The sequence below is a fragment of the Pseudoxanthomonas suwonensis 11-1 genome (genome assembly GCF_000185965.1).
GTDB lineage: Bacteria > Pseudomonadota > Gammaproteobacteria > Xanthomonadales > Xanthomonadaceae > Pseudoxanthomonas > Pseudoxanthomonas suwonensis_A.
Genome location: NC_014924.1, coordinates 116,819 through 129,955, shown reverse-complemented (window position 1 = coordinate 129,955; position 13,137 = coordinate 116,819). Strand labels below are relative to the sequence as shown.

Below are 13,137 nucleotides of genomic sequence, written 5' to 3'. Positions count from 1 at the left end.
CAGTACCGGACCTGCGCCCGGCCCGGCTCAGCCGCCGCTGGCGCGGCGGATGTCTTCCAGCACCTGCTGGACGTTGCGCCCGGGATCCACGTCGCGGTAGCGGTGCACCACCGTGCCGCCGGCATCGACCAGGAAGGTCTCGCGCCGGCTGAAGCTGCGGTCGCCGCGCTGCTCCAGCACGCCGTAGCGGCGTGCGGTCTCGCCATCGGCGTCGGACAGCAGCGGGAACGGCACCTGGTACTCGGCGGCGAACGCGGCCTGCGCCGCGACCTCGTCCAGGCTTACCCCGACCACCTTCGCCCCGGCGCGGCGCAGGGCGACGATGTCGTCGCGGAAGGCGCAGGCCTGGCCGGTGCAGCCGGGGGTGAACGCCCTGGGATAGAAGTACAGGACCAGCCAGCCACCGCGGTAATCCTCCAGCCGGTGCACGCGTCCGTACTGGTCCTGCAGGGCGAAGCCCGGGGCGGGTGCACCGGCCTCCGGCCCGCCGGAGGCGGGGGCCATGCCGGCCAGCGCCACCAGCGCCAGCAGGCAGGCGCTGGCCCAGCCGCGGCGGGTGCGCCGGTTCACTGCGCCCCGCCGGCCAGCGCCACCAGCTGGATCCGGATCTCCAGCTCGTCGCCGATATTGGGCAGCTGCTGCACCAGGCCGAACTCGCTGCGGCGGATGCGGGTACTGGCGGCCACGCCCAGCGCCGGCGTGTTCTTCGCCGGATGGTTGGCGGCGCGCGTCACCACCGCTTCCAGTTCGACCGGCCTGGTCACGCCGCGCAGGGTCAGGTCGCCGGCCACGCGCAGGCGGTCGCCGTCGACGCGCACCGAACGGCTGGTGAAGCGCGCCTCCGGGAAGCGTCCGGCATCGAAGTAGTCCTCGCGCTGCACGCGCTGGTTGAGGCGGTCGACATGGCCGTCGAAACTGGCCAGCGGCAGCACCACGTCGACCTTCGAGGTGCCCGGGCTGGCGGCGTCGTAGACCACGGTGCCGCTGGCTTCCAGCCGTGCCGAAGGCTTGGCAAAGCCCAGGTAGTCCCAGCTCACCAGCACGTCGGTGTGGGTGGGGTCGATGGTGTAGGTCACCGGCGCGGCGGTGGCACCGGCGGCAAGGGCGAGCAGCAGCGGGGCAGCGAGCAGGCGCAGCGTCTTCATTGCAGGTCTCCGGAAGGAAGTTGGAACGGGAATGGACGGTCAGCGCGGCAGCGCCGCCTGCCAGGACGCAAGTTCGGCGGCGGTGAGCGGACCGGCCTTGCTGCGCACCACGCGGCCGCGCGCATCGAGCAGGACCGAGTACGGCAGCACGCCGTGACGGTTGCCGTAGCCGGCCGAGCTGCCGCTTTCGCCGTACTCGACCGCCTCGACCAGCACCGGATAGCGCACCGGCCGCCTGGCCAGGTACGCATCGACGTTGGCGGCCTCGTCCAGGGCGATGCCGACCACCTGCACCGCGCCGGCGCCCGACTGGCTGCGCGCGAATTCGTCGAGCTCGGGCATCTCGCGGATGCACGGGCCGCACCACGTGGCCCACCAGTTCACCAGCACCGGCCGGCCGCGGTACTGCTCCAGCGCGGGTGGCGCGGCGCTGCCGCTGCCTGCGGGCGTGGCGGCCCAGGCCGATGCGGCGCACAGCAGCAACGCCAGCCAGGCCGCGGCGCGGGGGGCGCGGGGGGCGCGGGAGGTCGGACGGGTCATGAGGCATCTCCCTGCAGCGCGGCCTCAACCTGGGCCTGGGTGGGAACGGTGGAAAGCACCTGGCCTGCGCGGTCGCCGGGGCGGAACACCACGTACAGCGGCACGCCGACCGCGCCGTGCTCGCGCAGGAAGCCGGTGATCGCCGGATCCATGCGGGTCCAGTCGCCCTTGAGGTAGAGCGCGTCGTTGCGTTCCAGCGCGGCCTGGAACGGCGCGCGGTCGAATACCCGGCGCTCGTTGGCCTTGCAGGTCACGCACCAGTCGGCGGTCATGTTCACGAACACGGTGCGGCCCTGCGCACGTGCCAGCTGCAGCGCTTCCGGCGAGTACGGCCGGCTGGCATCGCTGGCGTGCTGCTGCGGTGGCGCGCCAGGCTCCGGGAGCTGGTGGATCCGCCACAGCGGCCAGGCCGCGACCAGGGCCAGGGCCAGCGCGACCAGGCGCGGCAGGCCGTTGCCGGCATGGCGCAGGCGTTCGCTTGCCCACAGCGCCAGGGCCAGCAGCAGCAGGCCGCCCAGCAGCCAGGCCAGGGCATCGCTGCCGTGCTGGCGCGCCAGCACCCAGGCCAGCCAGGCCGCGGTGGCGTACAACGGGAAGGCCAGTGCCTGCTTGAGCGTTTCCATCCACGCGCCCGGACGCGGCAGGCGCGAGGCCAGTGCCGGCACGAAGCCCACCACCAGGAACGGCAGTGCCAGGCCAAGGCCCAGCGCCAGGAACACGCCCAGCGCGGCCGGCGCCGGCAGGGCGAAGGCCGCCGCCAGGGCCACGCCCATGAACGGCGCGGTGCAGGGACTGGCCACGACCACCGCAAGCACGCCGGTGAAGAAGTCGCCCGCCAGCCCGTCGCGGCTGGCCAGCGCGTGGCCGGCACCTCCCAGGCGCGTGGCGAACAGGACCACGCCGGACAGCGACAGGCCCAGCGCCAGCATCACGTAGGCCAGGAACGCGACCACCACCGGCTGCTGCAGCTGGAAGCCCCAGCCCACCGCCAGGCCGGCACCGCGCAGGGCCAGCACGATGGTGCCGAGCGCGGCGAAGGCCAGCAGCACGCCTCCGGTATAGGCCAGCGCGCGCTGGCGCGCATGCCGCGGCGAGCCGCCGGATCCGGCCAGCGACAGCACCTTCAGCGACAGCACCGGCAGCACGCAGGGCATCAGGTTGAGCAGCAGGCCGCCCAGCACCGCCGACAGCAGCAGCACCGCCACGGTCGATCCGCTGGTGGCGACGGCGGGGCCGGCGGACGCGGTTTGCGTCGCGTCCGCCACCCCGGCATCCGCGACATCCGCGGCAGTGGCGGCAGTGGCGGCAGTGGCGACCGTGGCATCCGCATCCGCTGCGCCTTCCACCTGTACCACGCCGCCATCGATCCGCAGCACGGTCACATGCGGTGGATAGCACACCAGCGGCTCGGCCTCGTGGCAGCCCTGGACCACCACGCGCAGGCGCGTGGCCTGCGCCACCGCGTCCACCAGCGCGACCTCGACGCTTGCATCGCCGCGGTAGACCTCGACCGGCCCGAAGTCCGGATCGTCCTTGGCCACGCCCGGCGGCAGCCGCAGTCGCGGCTGCGGCGCATCGTCCAGCGCGCGCACCTGGATGCGTTCGCGGTAGAGGTAGTAGTCGTCGGCCACCCGCCAGTGCAGGCGCAGCAGGGACGACGACTGCAGCCGCGCATCCAGCGCGAAGGCCTGTTCCACCGGCAGCAGCGAGGACTGGTCGATGTCCTGCGCACGCAGCGACGGGACCACGGTGCCGGCCAGCAATACAACGGCCACCAGCCAGCGCACACGCATGGCCCGGGCAATGGCGGCCGCGCTCATCGACGTGCATCCAGCAGCGGCGCGTAACGCTCGTCGGTCAGCGCCACCAGGAAGGCCTCGAGGTCGTCGAGGTCCTGCGGGGCCAGGCCCAGCGAGCCGGGCATCGTGGCATCGCGGCCGTGCGCGTCGGGCACGATCCGGTCCGGATCGTTGTAGTAGTCCAGCACCTCGCGCAGGGTGGCGAACATGCCGTTGTGCATGTACGGCGCGGTCACCGCGACGTTGCGCAGCGAGGGCACCTTGAACTGGCCGTCGTCGGCCGGGTTGCCGGTGACCTCGCCGCGGCCGCGGTCGGACAGCGCGCTGCCGTTGAACAGGCCGATGTTGCGGAAACGGTCGGAGGTGAAGTCCTCGCCGGAATGGCAGTCGGCGCACTTGCCCTTGCCGATGAACAGCATGCGTCCGCGCCGCGCGGACTCGCTGATCGCCAGGTCGTCGCCGCGCGCGTAGCGGTCGTAGGGCGAATCGCCCGATTCCAGCGTCTTCTGGTAGGCGGCCAGGGCGCGGCCCAGGCTGCGCGCGGTGGCCGGTCCGCCGTAGGCGGCCTGGAAGGCCTCGCGGTAGCCGGGATCGGCGTTGAGCCGCTCCAGCGCCTGCGCGACAGGCAGGTCCATCTCCACCGGGTTCTCGATCGGGAAGATCGCCTGCTCCTCCAGGGTCTCGGCGCGGCCGTCCCAGAACATCGAGGTGCGCGCGGCGGTATTGAGCACGGCGGGGGTGTTGCGCCGGCCCAGTCGCCCGGCGACGCCGCGGCTCAGCGGCACGTTGTCGGCGAAGGCGTACTCGGGCTTGTGGCAGGACGCACAGCTGACGCTGCGGTCGGAGGACAGCAGCGGCTCGAAGAACAGGCGCTCGCCCAGCGCGATCCGCAGCGCGGCCACGCCGCCGGCATCCACCGGGGCGGCGGTGCCGGCGGCGCCCGAAGCCAGCCAGGGCATCGCCGCCAGCACCACGCCGGCCAGGCCGAGCCCCAGGGCCAGGCGCAATCCATGCGTGGATGCACGCCGGCGGCGGTTCGAGGGGGCGGCGGCATGCATCACGGGACGACGGCGAACGGGGCGTTGAACAGGGTGCACAGGCCGCTGGCCTCGCGGCAGCTCTGGCCGGCCAGGGTGCCGCGCACCTGGCGCGCGCCCGCATCCAGGCGCACGCGCTGGCGGAAGGTCGCCTGCCCGGCGAAGTAGGTGTAGCTGTACTCGCCGGCGAAGTTGCGGTCGCTGCGCGACTGCGCGCCTTCGGAGCGCAGCGGCTGCAGCGGCTCGCCGCCGGCCTCGACCACCAGCTTCGCCGGGCGCGGGCCGAAGTCGCCGGCATCGAAGCCGGAGGCGTAGACGATCCAGCCCTGGCGGATCGGCGCGGTGGCCACCAGCTCCACTTCGCCGGGTGCACCGGCGACCGGTTCGGCCCGCCACTGCCAGTCCAGGTCCACCTCTTCCTGGGCCAGCGCCGGCGTCGCCAGGGCGAGCGCGCCCAGCAGCAGGCCGGCGACGGCCTGTTTCCAATGCCACATCATGGGTTCCTCGTTGCATGCGCCTGCCGCCGCGCAGGCGGCAGGCGGGTCGCCGTCAGTACGCGGCCGCGACCGTGGCGGCGGTACCGGCCGGGGCCTGGTCGGCGCTGGCGGCATACGGGTCCGGCTCGGCCAGCAGCTCGTCGAGCAGGGCGTTGAACTTCGCCACGTACTGCTCGTGGTACGCGCCGGTCACGGTGCCGGTGTAGCCGGTGTAGATCTCGCGCACCTCGCCCTTGCGGTCGATGATGAAGGTGGTCGGGAACGCGGCCATGTAGTTCACGCCCTGCAGCCGTTCGGTGGCGACCTTCTTGTCGGCGATGCCGCCGAACACGATGTCGTACTCGATGCCGAAGTACTGCCTGAACTTGCCCAGGGTCTTCTGGAAGTAGTCGAAGCTGTCCTCCTGCTCGAACGCCACCGCCACCGCTTCCACCCCACGGTGCCTGTTCTGCTTGAACCAGGGCGAGAGGAAGTAGGTCTGGTCGGTGCAGTTCGGGCACCAGGTGCCGATCACCTCGACGATCACCACCTTGCCCCTGTACTTGTCGTCGCGCAGCGAGACGGTCCGGCCCTGCAGGTCGGGGAAGCTGAAGTCGATGCGCTTCTGCCCGTCCTTGAGGAAGGTCAGCTGGTAGGGATCGGGCAGCTCGGCCGCCGGGTCCTTGCGGCCCTCGAAGCGCACGACGTTGTAGATGCCCGAGCCGGACACGCCCTGCAGGTTGCCGTCCTCGTCGATCGTGCCCTTGATCAGGCGCGGGCTTGGGCCGCTGAAGTGCGACAGCCAGAAGCGGTTGCCCTGGACCACGCCTTCCAGCTCGCGCGAGTCGCCGACGGCGGTCATGATCACGCCGGTCAGGCGGTTGCCCTGCTGCTCGAACAGGCCGACCTGGTTGCGGCGGTTCTGGCGCTCGTCGGGATTGTCGTCGCGCAGCCGCGCCTGGTCGGACTGCTGCAGCGCCCACTTGCCGCCGAGGTCGACCTCGGCCGGCTTCGCGCGTTCCGGTTCGACGAAGCGCCAGGCCTTGCCGTGCTCGGCCACGAACGGGATGTTGCGCGCGCCGTTGCGGCTGGGGACCAGGTCGCGGTACTCGCCGGCGAGGGTGCCGTCCTCGCGCACGCTGAATACCAGCGCGGCATCGTAGGTGTTCATCGGCACCGACAAGGTGTCGCCGGACACGCGCTCGACCACGAAGCGGTCGCGGCGCGAGCCGTTGATCAGCTCGAAGCTGGCACTGGCCGCGTCGCGGCCCTTGACCTCGAAGTTGAACGGGATCGGGTCGCCGTCCACGGTGAACTCGCCGCGCCAGATGCCTTCCTTCGGGAAGCGCTCGGCCGCCAGGGCGCCGGTCGCCGACAGCGCCGTGGCCAGCAGTGCGGTGCCTGACCACAGCAGCGCTCCAAGAGCTTTCATTGCCTCACCTCGTCGTTGGGGGATGGGATGCGTCCGGGCCAACGAATGTAGGAAGCGCCGCGCCGCAGCGTCCACGCGAAATCCCGCCCCATGCATGGCATGTGCTCATGTGCTGATGAGGGTGGGTGCTCAGCGGCCGTTCCTTCCTCTCCCTTTGGAACGAGGTGGCGCGCCGCCGGATTGCTCTCACCTCTCCTGGGCTAAGGCGGCACGGTGGGGTGCCACTGGCGTGCGCGCAGGCAGACGCCCGGTCGTGGGGACGCGCCCCAGGGGTTGCTTCCCTCCCTTGGGGGAGGCTTATCGGCTTCGCGCGCCGGCGACAGGGCGCCCAAGGGGCACGGAACGACAGGGCGTCGCCCCGCAAGGGCGACACCGGTCATTCAATCCATCATCGGGACCCGCGCCGCGGACCGGCGCGGGCATGCCTCAGCGGAACAGGGTTTCCGGGTATTCCGGCTTCTGTTCGCGGGCGAGCAGCTGTTCCAGGCCCTGGCGCGGGGTCAGTTCACCGTGCAGCACGGCGTGCACGCCGGCGGAGATCGGCAGTTCGACGCCGTGGCGCCCGGCCAGGCGCATGACCTCGTTGGCGGTCTGCACCGACTCGACCACCTGGCCGATCTCGCGCACCGCTTCCTGCAGTTCCTTGCCACGGCCCAGGGCCAGGCCCAGGCGGCGGTTGCGCGACAGGTCGCCGGTGCAGGTCAGCACCAGGTCGCCGAGGCCGGCCAGGCCCATCAGGGTTTCCGGGCGCGCGCCGATGGCCGCGGCCAGGCGCAGCATCTCGTTGAGGCCGCGGGTGATCAGGCCGGCGCGGGCGTTGAGGCCCAGCTCCATGCCATCGGCCACGCCGGTGGCCACGGCCAGCACGTTCTTCATCGCGCCGCCGAGTTCGGCGCCGACCATGTCGTCGCCGGTGTAGGCGCGGAACGCCGGGCCGTGCAGGGCGGCGGCGACCTGGCGGGTGAACGCCGGGTCCTCGCCATGCACGGTCACTGCGGTGGGCAGGCCCAGGGTGACTTCCTTGGCGAACGAGGGACCGGTGACCACGGCCAGCGGCACGCCGGATCCGAGCACGTCGGCCGCGACCTCGTGCAGGAAGCGGCCGGAGCCGGGCTCGAAGCCCTTGGTCGCCCAGGCCACGCCGACGCCGGCCGGCAGCAGCGGCTTGAGCGCGTGCAGGGTCTCGGTGAAGGCATGGGAAGGCACCACCACCAGCACCCAGTCGCTGCCGGAGACGGCGGCGGCCAGGTCGGTGGTGGCACGCAGGTTCCCGGGCAACGGGATGCCCGGGAGGTAACGCGGGTTCTCGTGGCGCTGGTCGATCGCGTCGACGACCGCCGCGTCGCGACCCCACAGCGTGGTGTCGATGCCGTTGCGCGCGCTGAGCGTCGCAAGGGCCGTGCCCCACGAACCGGCCCCGAGGACCGCCAGCCTGGTGCTGCCGGGTGTGGCAGTCATCGGAAGCCCGTCAACCGCCGTATCAGGCGTTGCCGGCCGGCTCGGCCGTGGCCACGTCGGCCTGCGCCGACGCCTGGCGCTGGCGCAGGGTCTCGGCGTACAGCGCGTCGAAGTTGATCGGCTGCAGCAGGAACGGCGGGTAGCCGCCGGCCTGGACCAGGTCGCCGACCAGCTGGCGCACGTACGGGAACAGGATGTTCGGGCACTGGGTGCCCAGCAGCACGTCCACGCCCTGCGGCGGCAGGCCGGCGATGCCGAACACGCCGGCCTGGTCGACCTCGGCCACGTAGGCGGTCTTCTCGCCGACCTTGCAGGTCAGGGTGACGCGCAGGGAGACCTCGAAGGCGCTCTCGTTCAGGCGCTGCACGCGCTGGTTGAGGTTGAGCTGCAGGTCGGGCTGGCCGGGCTCGTTGAAGATGGCCGGCGAGTTGGGCGACTCGAAGGAAACGTCCTTGACGTAGATCTTCTCGACGCTGAAGGCCGGGCCAGCGGCTTCCTGTGGGGCGGTGGCGGCAGCGCCGTTGGTGGTTTCGTCGGACATTTCGGACTCCAGGAATCGCTTGGTAGTGGCCAGCTGAACCGGCCGGGAACGGAACGCGGGATTATGGCACGCGGGCCGGGCGCGGGAACTCCCCGCCCCGGCGCAGCCGTGGGCTCAGCGGCCCTTGACCAGCGGCAGGCCGGCGGCCTGCCAGGCGGCGATGCCGCCGTCCAGCCAGTGGACCTGCTCGAAGCCGGCCTTCTTCAGCTTGCGCGCGGCAGTGGCCGAGGCCATGCCGTTGCGGCACACCAGCACCACCGGCGACTGCTTCGCGCCGGCCAGCAGCTTGCCGGCGGGGTCGAACTGGCTGGGGATGATGTTGCGGCTGCCGGCGATGTGGCCCTTCTCGAAGTCGGCGATGGCCGACATGTCCACCACCACGGCGCCGGGCTGGTTGGCGACCAGGGCCAGCTCGGCCGGCTTGATCGCCTTGTAGCCGCGCAGCAGGCGCATGATCTCGGTGTAGATGATCGCCACGGTCAGACCGGCCAGCGCCAGCGACAGCATCGGGTGGCGGCCGGCGAAGGCCATCAGGGTCTCAAGGTTCACGGAGCGCGTTCTTCATGCGGATGGGACGGGGCGGCGATTGTCGCACACGGCCACGGCCGGGCCGGCGCGCGGCCTCAGTGGCCGTCCCAGAAGTCCGGAAGGCCGTTGGCCTGCCACCAGCGTTTGGCTTCCGGGTCCCAGCGCCACTGCTCGCGCCAGCGCACGGTACGCTCGGCCTGGGTATGGCGGTTGATCGCCCCGACCTCGACGTCGCGCACCACGGTGCCGTCGGCCAGCATCGCGCTGCCGCCCTCGCGGTAGCTGGTCACCTGCAGCTGGCGGTAGCGCTCCAGCTGCAGGTCGCTGACCGGATTGGCCTCCCGCCAGGCCGGATCGACCTGCTGCAGCGCCGCCTCGTAGTCGCTCCAGCGCACCGCCGAGGCGAACAGGGTCTGTGCCTGCTCCAGCTTCGCCGCCTGGACCCGGCTGCCGCGGGCATGGGCGGGCAGCACCGCCAGCAGCGCGGCCAACGCCAGCAGCAGGATCGCGGGCATGCGCATGGTCGGGCTCCGGGGGGGACTGGCCGGCATGCTAGCAGCTGGCCCCGCTGGACCGGCCGCCGGACAGGGCCACGTAGCGGCCGCTGAGCACGCTGGCGTCGCCGCCGTCCGGCAGGACGATGCGCGCGGCGATCCGGCAGCGCGCGCGGCCGCGCTGGCGGAAGGTGGCGGCGAACTCCTCCCACTGCCCCTCCTCCAGCCACGCTTCGGCCTCGAGGGTGTCGTACAGCGGGGCCAGGTAGCGCACGCTGCTGTCGGCCACGTAGACGTCGGCGGGCACGCCGGCCCGGGCCAGCTGCCAGGTCGCCAGGCCCCAGCCGGCCAGGGTCATCAGCGAGACCAGGCTGCCGCCGAAGGCCGAGCCCTTGTCATTGATGTTCGGTGCCAGCGGCGCGCGCAGCCGCAGGCGGCCATCGCCGGCATGGGCGATCTCGATCTGCATCTGCCGCGCCAGCGGGATCGCGCACAGCTGGGAGCGCACGGTGGCGAGGAAGGGGTCGTTGAGCTCGTTGTCGGTCATCGCCACAGGGTAGCGGAAGCCCGTGCACGGCCGTGCCCGGCCATAATGCGGCGATGCCGTCGCCCGCCCCGCCCGCCTGGACCCTGGTGTCGCTGCGCCCCGCCGGCGGCCATGACGGCATGCGCCGCGCGGCCGCGCGCCATGGCGGCCGCCTGCTGGCGCTGTCGCCCTGGGCCCTGCGGCCGGTGCGCGACGACGCGGCACTGGCCACCCTGGACCAGGCGCTGGCCTGCGAGGCGGTGCTGTTCACCAGTCCGGCCGCGGTGCAGCTGGCGGCGCGACTGCGTCCGCTGCGGCCGCGTCCCGGCCAGGCCTGGCTGGCGGTGGGCAGTGGCGGCGCCGCGGCCCTGCGCCGTGCCGGGGTCGCCCGGGTGCAGGCCCCGCAGCGGATGGACAGCGAAGGCGTGCTGGCCCTGCCCGCTCTGGCGGCACCGGCAAGCGTCGGCCTGGTCACCGCGCCGGGCGGCCGCGGCGTGATCGCGCCCACGCTGGAAGCCCGCGGCGCGCGCGTGGTTCGCGCCGATGTCTACCGCCGCGAACCATTGCCGCCTGCGGCGCGGGCGCTCGCCGCGCTGCGCGCGCTGCGCCAGCCGGCCTGCATCGCCCTCAGCAGCGGCGAGGCGCTGGAACTGGTGCTCGATACCTGGCCGGCCGATGCCACCGCGGCCCTGTCCGGTTGCAGCGTGGCCGCCGCGAGCGAGCGCCTGGCCGGGCTCGCGCGCGAACGCGGCTTCCGCCGGGTCGGGTCGGCCGGCAGCCCTCGCCCGGGGGCGCTGGCGGCACTGGCGCAACAGCTGGTTGCCGGCTGAGTCCTTGCGGGTGGATCGGCGCCAAGCGATCCTTGCCACCGACCGGATGGCCGCGGTGCGCGCGGCGCCCCCCAGCCGGTCCAACAGGAAGCAGCCGTGAACGAAATTCCCCCTTCCCGAGGGCCATCCGCGCGCCTGGTCGCGTGGCTGCTGGTCCTGCTCGCGCTGGTGCTGGTTGCGGCCTGGGCCTGGCATGCCTGGCGCCAGCAGCAGGAGCGGCTGCTGGACCGCAATGCCGACCAGGCCCGCCAGATCGAGGCCCTGATCGGCCGCATGGACAACCTGCGCGGCGACCTGGCCACCCAGTCGCGCCTGATCCGCGACGCCGCCAGCGCCAACCGCGTGCTGCGCGACGAGGTGCTCGGCCTCGGCCAGCGCAATGCCCTGCTCGAGGACAACGTGGCCCGGCTGGCCGCCAGCAGCCGCGACAGCAGCCGCACCGCGCGCCTGGACGAGGTCGAACTGCTGCTGGTGATGGGCGCGCAGCGCCTGCGCATCGCCAGCGACCTGGACGGCGCGCGCCGCGCCTACGCGCTGGCCGCGGGCGTGCTCGACGACCTGCAGGACCCGGAACTGCTCAACCTGCGCCAGACCCTGGCCGAGGAGCGCGCCGTGCTGGAACGGCTCGGCCGTGGCCCGCGCGCCGCCGCCGCCGCGCGCCTGGACGGGGTTGCCGCGCGCCTGGCCACCCTGCCCATGGAAGCTCCCGTGGGTGGCGACGACAACGCTCCGGCGCCGTGGTGGCAGCGCGCGCTGGCGCCGCTGGTGCAGGTGCGCCCGGCCGGGCGCCACGCGCTGCTGACCGGCAGCGAGCGCCTCGCCGCCGAAACCACGTTGCAACTGGAACTGAGCCTGGCCCGCGCCGCGCTGGAGCGTGGCGACCGCGAGGCCCTGGGTTCGGCACTGCAGCGGGTGCAGGCCTCGGTCCGCCGGTTGTGGCCGGATTCACCTGCCCTGCGCGAGCTTCAGGGTCAACTACAGGCATTGCGCGGTGAACCGTTGGAGCTGCAGGAGCCGGTGCTGGAAGCCAGCCTGTTGCAGCTGCGGGCCGCGCGCGACGCAAGGAGGTAGCAATGAAGCCTTACCGATGGCTGGTCGCTTTGCTGGTGGCGGCGGTGCTCGGCGTGCTCGCCGCGCAGTGGATGGCGCAGCAGGATCCGGCCCAGATGGGCCGGGTGATCGTGCGCACCGGTGGCTACGACTACAGCGCCAGCCTGCCGGTGGCGATCGCCCTGCTGCTGGCGGCGATGGTGTTGCTGGCCATCCTCTGGCACCTGCTGCGCCTGCCGTTCAGGGCATGGGGCCGGTACCGCAAGCGCCAGGGCCGTGGCCGCCTGATCGAGGGCATGCGCGCGGTCTACGGCGGCCGCTGGAGCCAGGGCGAACGCCTGCTCGGCACCGCCGCCGATGATGCCGAGGCCGGCACCCTGGCCCTGGCCGGCGCGGTGCGCGCGGCCGATGCGCGCGGCGACGAGGCTGCCGCCGAACAGTGGCTGGCGCAGCTGGGCAGCCGCGACCCGGTGCTGCACGCGGTGCTCAAGGCCGAACGCCTGCTGGCGCACGGCCGCCCGGTCGATGCGATCAATGCCCTGGACGTGGCCGAGGCCCAGCCGCTGCCGCCGCGCGGCCTGCTGCTGCGCGCCCGCGCCCTGGCCGCGGTGCACCGCGCCGGCGAGGCCTATGGACTGCTCGGCGCGCTGCGCCAGCAGGGCGCGCTGCCGCCGGACGGGCTGGCCGCGCTGGAGATCGAGCTGGCCGCGGCCTCGCTGCAGGAGACCGACGACGCCAACCTGCTGGCCGAGCGCTGGGAAGCCATGCCCAAGCCGCTGCGCACCGAGCCGGCGGTGATCGGCGCCTATGCCCGCCGGGCCTCGGCCCTGGGCTGGCACGACGCGGCCATGCGCCACCTCGAGCAGGCGCTGGACGTGCACTGGGACGAAGAACTGGTCGACCTCTATGCGCGGCTGCCGGTCGGCCACGTCGACTCGCGCCGCGCCAGCGCCCAGCGCTGGCTGCAGCAGCATCCGCACAGTCCCGCCCTGCTGGTCGCGCTGGCGCGGCTGGCACGAGGCCAGGAGCAGTGGCCGCAGGCGCGCGATTTCCTGCACCGCGCGCTGGAGGAAGGCGCCGGTGCCGATGCCTGGGAACTGCTGGGCGATGGCCTGGCCGAATCCGGCGACCACGCGCTGGCGGCGCAGGCCTATGCCAATGCGCTGCTGGCCGCGCGCGGCGAGCCGGTGCAGCCGCTGCCGGAGCGGATGCTCGAGCCGACCCCGGACTTCACCCCCGAGGAGCGCGACGCCAACGGCCTGCCGCGGCTGGTGGAGTAGC

General features: G+C 73.1%; 15 protein-coding genes. 3 read left to right on the top strand and 12 right to left on the bottom strand.

Annotated elements, in window-relative coordinates; all coding sequences use genetic code 11:
- Positions 1-27: 27 nt before the first annotated feature.
- The 12 genes from PSESU_RS00565 to PSESU_RS00510 all read right to left on the bottom strand — a co-directional run bounded on the left by PSESU_RS00565 (position 28) and on the right by PSESU_RS00510 (position 9,997).
- Complete coding sequence (locus PSESU_RS00565; protein ID WP_013533805.1) at positions 28-570, bottom strand: peroxiredoxin; 543 nt, start codon at positions 568-570, stop codon at positions 28-30.
- Positions 567-1,145 carry a YceI family protein gene (locus PSESU_RS00560; protein WP_013533804.1) on the bottom strand — a complete coding sequence of 193 codons (579 nt, stop codon included), beginning with the start codon at positions 1,143-1,145 and terminating at the stop codon, positions 567-569. The genes PSESU_RS00565 and PSESU_RS00560 overlap by 4 nt, the downstream gene beginning before the upstream one ends.
- A 39-nt stretch (positions 1,146-1,184) precedes the next feature.
- Entirely contained in the window at positions 1,185-1,685 is a 501-nt protein-coding gene (locus PSESU_RS00555; protein ID WP_013533803.1) for a TlpA family protein disulfide reductase, read from the bottom strand.
- Positions 1,682-3,505 (bottom strand): protein-disulfide reductase DsbD family protein, encoded by a 1,824-nt coding sequence (locus PSESU_RS00550; protein WP_013533802.1) that lies wholly within the window; start codon positions 3,503-3,505, stop codon positions 1,682-1,684. Before PSESU_RS00550 ends, PSESU_RS00555 begins: the two co-directional genes overlap by 4 nt.
- Positions 3,502-4,491, bottom strand: a complete 990-nt coding sequence (locus PSESU_RS00545; RefSeq protein ID WP_233275242.1) for a cytochrome-c peroxidase — start codon at positions 4,489-4,491, stop codon at positions 3,502-3,504. The genes PSESU_RS00550 and PSESU_RS00545 overlap by 4 nt, the downstream gene beginning before the upstream one ends.
- 50 nt (positions 4,492-4,541) lie before the next feature.
- Entirely contained in the window at positions 4,542-5,015 is a 474-nt protein-coding gene (locus PSESU_RS00540) for a protein-disulfide reductase DsbD family protein (protein WP_155942694.1), read from the bottom strand.
- Positions 5,016-5,070: 55 nt separating this feature from the next.
- Positions 5,071-6,429 (bottom strand): peroxiredoxin family protein, encoded by a 1,359-nt coding sequence (locus tag PSESU_RS00535; protein WP_013533799.1) that lies wholly within the window; start codon positions 6,427-6,429, stop codon positions 5,071-5,073.
- Between the two features lie 426 nt (positions 6,430-6,855).
- Positions 6,856-7,887: an NAD(P)H-dependent glycerol-3-phosphate dehydrogenase gene (locus PSESU_RS00530; RefSeq protein WP_013533798.1), complete on the bottom strand. Its 1,032-nt coding sequence runs from the start codon at positions 7,885-7,887 to the stop codon at positions 6,856-6,858.
- Positions 7,888-7,909: 22 nt separating this feature from the next.
- Positions 7,910-8,428 carry a protein-export chaperone SecB gene (gene secB, locus PSESU_RS00525; protein ID WP_013533797.1) on the bottom strand — a complete coding sequence of 173 codons (519 nt, stop codon included), beginning with the start codon at positions 8,426-8,428 and terminating at the stop codon, positions 7,910-7,912.
- A 114-nt stretch (positions 8,429-8,542) separates the two neighbouring features.
- Positions 8,543-8,977, bottom strand: a complete 435-nt coding sequence (locus PSESU_RS00520) for a rhodanese-like domain-containing protein (RefSeq protein ID WP_041763693.1) — start codon at positions 8,975-8,977, stop codon at positions 8,543-8,545.
- A gap of 74 nt (positions 8,978-9,051) precedes the next feature.
- The gene (locus tag PSESU_RS00515; protein WP_013533795.1) at positions 9,052-9,477 is read right to left on the bottom strand and encodes a hypothetical protein; all 426 of its coding nucleotides are present in this window, start codon (positions 9,475-9,477) and stop codon (positions 9,052-9,054) included.
- A 31-nt stretch (positions 9,478-9,508) separates the two neighbouring features.
- Positions 9,509-9,997 (bottom strand): YiiD C-terminal domain-containing protein, encoded by a 489-nt coding sequence (locus PSESU_RS00510; protein ID WP_013533794.1) that lies wholly within the window; start codon positions 9,995-9,997, stop codon positions 9,509-9,511.
- Between the two features lie 53 nt (positions 9,998-10,050).
- Between PSESU_RS00510 and PSESU_RS00505 the strand changes: the two genes are divergently transcribed.
- The 3 genes from PSESU_RS00505 (at position 10,051) to PSESU_RS00495 (ending at position 13,136) form a co-directional block, all read left to right on the top strand.
- Positions 10,051-10,806 (top strand): uroporphyrinogen-III synthase, encoded by a 756-nt coding sequence (locus PSESU_RS00505; RefSeq protein ID WP_041763691.1) that lies wholly within the window; start codon positions 10,051-10,053, stop codon positions 10,804-10,806.
- A gap of 96 nt (positions 10,807-10,902) precedes the next feature.
- On the top strand, positions 10,903-11,877 hold the full coding sequence (locus PSESU_RS00500) for a uroporphyrinogen-III C-methyltransferase (RefSeq protein WP_013533792.1): 975 nt from the start codon (positions 10,903-10,905) through the stop codon (positions 11,875-11,877).
- A gap of 2 nt (positions 11,878-11,879) precedes the next feature.
- The gene (locus PSESU_RS00495; protein WP_013533791.1) at positions 11,880-13,136 is read left to right on the top strand and encodes a heme biosynthesis protein HemY; all 1,257 of its coding nucleotides are present in this window, start codon (positions 11,880-11,882) and stop codon (positions 13,134-13,136) included.
- Position 13,137: the final 1 nt, after the last annotated feature.

Bases quoted from the DNA above. Each gene is read 5' to 3' on its own strand.
- PSESU_RS00550 (WP_013533802.1), bottom strand. From the start codon at position 3,505: ATGAGCGCGGCCGCCATTGCCCGGGCCATGCGTGTGCGCTGGCTGGTG.
- PSESU_RS00530 (WP_013533798.1), bottom strand. From the start codon at position 7,887: ATGACTGCCACACCCGGCAGCACCAGGCTGGCGGTCCTCGGGGCCGGT.
- secB (WP_013533797.1), bottom strand. From the start codon at position 8,428: ATGTCCGACGAAACCACCAACGGCGCTGCCGCCACCGCCCCACAGGAA.
- PSESU_RS00540 (WP_155942694.1), bottom strand. From the start codon at position 5,015: ATGTGGCATTGGAAACAGGCCGTCGCCGGCCTGCTGCTGGGCGCGCTC.
- PSESU_RS00505 (WP_041763691.1), top strand. From the start codon at position 10,051: ATGCCGTCGCCCGCCCCGCCCGCCTGGACCCTGGTGTCGCTGCGCCCC.
- PSESU_RS00515 (WP_013533795.1), bottom strand. From the start codon at position 9,477: ATGCGCATGCCCGCGATCCTGCTGCTGGCGTTGGCCGCGCTGCTGGCG.
- PSESU_RS00535 (WP_013533799.1), bottom strand. From the start codon at position 6,429: ATGAAAGCTCTTGGAGCGCTGCTGTGGTCAGGCACCGCACTGCTGGCC.
- PSESU_RS00495 (WP_013533791.1), top strand. From the start codon at position 11,880: ATGAAGCCTTACCGATGGCTGGTCGCTTTGCTGGTGGCGGCGGTGCTC.
- PSESU_RS00510 (WP_013533794.1), bottom strand. From the start codon at position 9,997: ATGACCGACAACGAGCTCAACGACCCCTTCCTCGCCACCGTGCGCTCC.
- PSESU_RS00560 (WP_013533804.1), bottom strand. From the start codon at position 1,145: ATGAAGACGCTGCGCCTGCTCGCTGCCCCGCTGCTGCTCGCCCTTGCC.
- PSESU_RS00555 (WP_013533803.1), bottom strand. From the start codon at position 1,685: ATGACCCGTCCGACCTCCCGCGCCCCCCGCGCCCCCCGCGCCGCGGCC.